Source organism: Mycobacterium interjectum (assembly GCF_900078675.2).
Classification (GTDB): Bacteria; Actinomycetota; Actinomycetes; order Mycobacteriales; family Mycobacteriaceae; genus Mycobacterium; species Mycobacterium interjectum.
Genome location: NZ_LT546237.1, coordinates 626,791 through 630,575, shown reverse-complemented (window position 1 = coordinate 630,575; position 3,785 = coordinate 626,791). Strand labels below are relative to the sequence as shown.

Genomic DNA, 3,785 nt, shown 5'->3' with positions numbered 1-3,785 from the left:
CTGCGCGACAGCCCCAGCAGGCGCGCCAACCCGGCGTCGACGCGCATGCCCGCCAGTCCCTCGGGGACGGGCATCGATCGTTCGCTCAACGCTGGCCGGCCTCTCGCCGGTCGCCGTCCGGGGTGGGCTTGCGCCGACCCACATTGTCGAAGTCGTAGCCGAAGATCGACAGCGCCACGAGGAGGATGGCCCCGCCGACCACGGACGGGTCGGCGACGTTGAACACCGGCCACCAGCCGACCGACAAGAAGTCCACGACGTGGCCGCGCAGCGGCCCGGGCGAGCGGAAGAAGCGATCGACAAGGTTGCCCATGGCGCCGCCGAGGATCATCCCGAGCCCGACCGCCCACCACGGCGACACCAGCCGTCGCCCCATCCAGAAGATGCCGACCACCACGCCCGTCGCGATCAGCGTCAGCACCCAGGTGTAGCCGGTGGCCATCGAGAACGCCGCGCCCGAGTTGCGTACCAGGGTCCAGGTCACCGTGTCGCCGATGATCGACACCGGCTGGCCCGGAGGCAGCAGCCTGACGGCGAGCACCTTCGTCACGATGTCCAGGGCCAGCACCACCGCCGCGACCGACAGCAGCAGGCGCAGCCGCCTCGGCGTCGCGGTGGGTGCGGGTTCGGGTTCGGCCACCTCCCGGGCCGGCCCTGATGGTTCGTCGGACACGTCACCATCATCCCCTACCCCGAACGTGCGCGATGATGCCACCGTGGCTTATTCGAAGGCTTACTCGAAGGCCCGGCTCGCCGTCATCGCCACCGGGGGCACGATATCGACCGGCCAAGGCGCCGACGGGGTGCGACGGCCCGCCTACAGCGGCGCGGACCTCACGGCGCCCCTCAGCGCGACGTTCGACGTCAGTGTCGTCGAGCTGCTGGCCCTCGACAGCTCGGAGCTGACACCGGCCGACTGGGACCGGATCCGTGCCGCCGTGCGCGCCGCGATCGCCGACGGCGCCGATGGTGTGGTCATCACCCACGGCACCGACACCATGGAAGAAACCGCCCTGTGGCTGGACCTCACCCACGCGGGCGACGTCCCGGTCGTCCTCACCGGCGCCATGCGCAGCGCCGACGCCCCCGACGCCGACGGCCCGGGGAACCTGCGCGACGCGTTCGCGGTCGCGGCCAGCCCCGCCGCCCGCGGCCTGGGGGTGCTGGTGTGCTTCGCCGGCCGGGTGCTGCAGCCGCTGGGCATGCACAAGGTGGCCACCGACGACCTGAGCGGCTTCGCCGGCGAGCTGGTCGGCACGGTGCACGGCGGCGTGACGCTGGCGGGCGCCAAGACGCGACCGTATCTCGGCGACCTCAGCGCCGCCGGCGCCCCGCGAGTCGACATCGTCGCGGCGTACCTGGGCAGTGACTCGGTGGCGCTGGACGCCTGCGTGACCGCGGGCGCCCGGGCGGTCGTGCTGGAGGCGCTCGGCTCGGGCAATGCCGGAGCGGCGGTCGTCGAGGGCGTGCGCCGCCACTGCGGCGAAGGGGTGGTCATCGCGGTGTCCACCCGCGTCCCCGGCGGGCGGGTCGGCGCGAGTTACGGCCCCGGCCACGAGATGGCGGCCGCCGGCGCGGTGATGGTGCCGAGGGTGCGGCCGCCGCAGGCGCGGGTGCTGGCGATGGCCGCGCTGGCCGCGGGGCTACCCGTCGCCGACGTCATCGACCGCTGGGGCTAACACCGCGTCGGCCTGCAGCGCGCCGACGTAGTCGGGCCAGTCCAGGGAGTCGACGGGGTTGGCGCCGGTGAGGTCGCCCGTGTCGGCGGGAAACGTGCGCGCCTGGCCCGGGCCCGAGCCGCGGGTCTCGAACCGCACGGTCACCACGCCGTGGCCGGCGCCCTGCACCCAGCCGTGCCCGTAGTCGCGGTGGGCGACGTCGTCGCCGACCCGCCACGGCGAGGTGTCCGCTGCGGCCGGCGCGAACATGGCCTCGGTCGCGGTCTCGACGGAATGTTGGGTGTCCGGCTCCGGTTCCGAGAACTCCAGGTCCGGGAACAACGACTCCTGGCGGACGTCGCTCAACCCCGAAAACCCCACGCCGAGTAGGCGAATCGGCCCGATCTCGCGCGGGTCGAGCAGCAGCCGTCGGGCCACCGCGATCAACGCGACCGCTTCCGTCGTCGCGTAGGGCAGCGTCGCGGAGCGGGTCAGCGTGCTCATGTCGGACTTCTTCAGCTTGACCGTGACGGTGCGCGCGCCGCGGCCGTCGCGCAGCAGGCGTTGGTGCGCGTGCTCGGCGATGGGGTCGATCGCGTCGCGCAGCTGCTCGAGGCTGGTCAGGTCGGCGGCGAAGGTCGACTCCGAGCTGATCTGCTTGGCCTCGGCGCGCTCGGCGACGGGGCGGTCGTCGATGCCGCGGGCCAGGCGGTGCAGCGCCGGGCCGACCGTCGCGCCGAGCAGGTTGGCCACCTCGGCGTCGGTCAGCGCGGCCAGCTGCCCGATCGTCTCGATGCCGAGCCGATTCAGCTTCTCCTCGGCGACCGGGCCGATGCCCCACAGCCGCCGCACCGGCAACCCACCGAGCAGCGATTGCTCCTCGGCGCGCCGGACCACCCGCACGCCGTCGGGTTTGGCCAGGCCCGACGCGATCTTGGCGATCTGCTTGCCCGAGCCCGCGCCCACGGAGGCGACCAGGCCGGTCTCGTCGCGAATGCGGCGTCGCAATCCCTCGCAGAACGCCTCGACGTCCGCGGCCGACGCCCCGGCGAGCCGCGGCGGCTCGCCGAAGCCCTCGTCGACGGACAGCTGCTCGACGACGGGCACCAGGCCGCGCACAGTGTCGAAGACCCGGCGGCTGGCCACCCCGTACACCACCCCGCGCGGCGGCAACACCACCGCGGTCACGCCGATCAGCCGGCGCGCCTGATGCATCGGCATGGCCGAGCGGGCGCCGAACACCCGCGCCTCGTAGCTGGCGCCGGCCACCACGCCCCGGCCGCCCAGCCCGCCGACCAGCACCGGCCGCCCCCGCAGGGTCGGTCGGGTGAGCTGCTCGACGGAGGCGAAAAACGCGTCCATATCCAGGTGCAGCACCCAGCGGGACTCCACAACTGCAGATGCTATTGGTCTAACGTCGCGGGGTATGGAGGGCAAGCGAGGCGCGCCGACGTCCCGGCTGGCGCGGTTGCGTGACCAGTGGGACCGGCGGCTGCAACCCGGTGAGCAGGCCACCGTGCTGGCCTGGGCGTCGTTCACGCTCATGTTCGCCGGTCTGCGCGGGCTCACGCACTGGATTCGCGCGGGCCATGGGCCGTCGGGCGGCGGTGTGAGCCTGGGCGGCAAGCACTTTCACCACTACAACATTGGCATTGGGATGCTGGCGACGGTGGCCGGCGTGGGTCTGCGCGGATCGGAGAAGCAGCGGCGGCATCCCGCGGCGGCGATCGCGTTCGGCGCCGCGAACGCGATGATCGTCGACGAGCTGGCCCTGCTGCTGGACCTCAAGGACGTCTACTGGGCACAGGACGGCCGCGAGAGCGTCGACGTCGCGGTCGGCGTCATCGCGACCGGCGCGACCGTCGTGGCCGGGATGCCGTTCTGGCCGCACGCCCGCCGCGCGCTGCGATCGCGCGCGTAACAGCACACCCCGAAAGTGCAACCGCCGACCGTCCCTCTCGGGAAATTTGTCGGCAGTTGCACTTTCGCGGTTGAGCAACCTGGCTCACTTCTTCCCGGGCGTCGGCAGCTGCTGGATCGGCTGCGGGTGAACCGGCTGCTGCTGGATCGGCTGCGGGTGGATCGGCTGTTGCTGGATCGGATGTTGCTGGCAGGCAAGGCACTGGA

Annotated in this window: 5 protein-coding genes; 2 read left to right on the top strand and 3 right to left on the bottom strand. The window is 72.8% G+C overall.

Going from position 1 to position 3,785, the window contains the following annotated elements; translation table 11 throughout:
- Together BN4348_RS61220 and lspA are read right to left on the bottom strand one after the other, a co-directional pair.
- Positions 1-89 (bottom strand): hypothetical protein (locus BN4348_RS61220; RefSeq protein WP_235852851.1); only part of this gene is annotated, 89 nt, incomplete at its 3' end.
- Positions 86-673 carry a signal peptidase II gene (lspA, locus tag BN4348_RS37570; RefSeq protein WP_084454040.1) on the bottom strand — a complete coding sequence of 196 codons (588 nt, stop codon included), beginning with the start codon at positions 671-673 and terminating at the stop codon, positions 86-88. The genes BN4348_RS61220 and lspA, both read right to left, overlap by 4 nt.
- Before the next feature lie 43 nt (positions 674-716).
- Here lspA and BN4348_RS37565 point away from each other — a divergent pair, with 43 nt between their 5' ends.
- A complete protein-coding gene (locus tag BN4348_RS37565; protein ID WP_096866260.1) occupies positions 717-1,679 on the top strand; it encodes an asparaginase in 963 nt (320 codons plus the stop codon).
- Here BN4348_RS37565 and BN4348_RS37560 read toward each other — a convergent pair.
- Positions 1,644-3,050, bottom strand: coding sequence for a DNA polymerase IV (locus tag BN4348_RS37560; protein ID WP_066910849.1), 1,407 nt, complete (start codon positions 3,048-3,050; stop codon positions 1,644-1,646). The genes BN4348_RS37565 and BN4348_RS37560 overlap by 36 nt on opposite strands.
- 34 nt (positions 3,051-3,084) lie before the next feature.
- On the opposite strand from BN4348_RS37560, the gene BN4348_RS37555 reads away from it, so the two are divergent.
- Positions 3,085-3,579 carry a hypothetical protein gene (locus tag BN4348_RS37555; protein ID WP_066910846.1) on the top strand — a complete coding sequence of 165 codons (495 nt, stop codon included), beginning with the start codon at positions 3,085-3,087 and terminating at the stop codon, positions 3,577-3,579.
- Positions 3,580-3,785 lie beyond the last annotated feature (206 nt).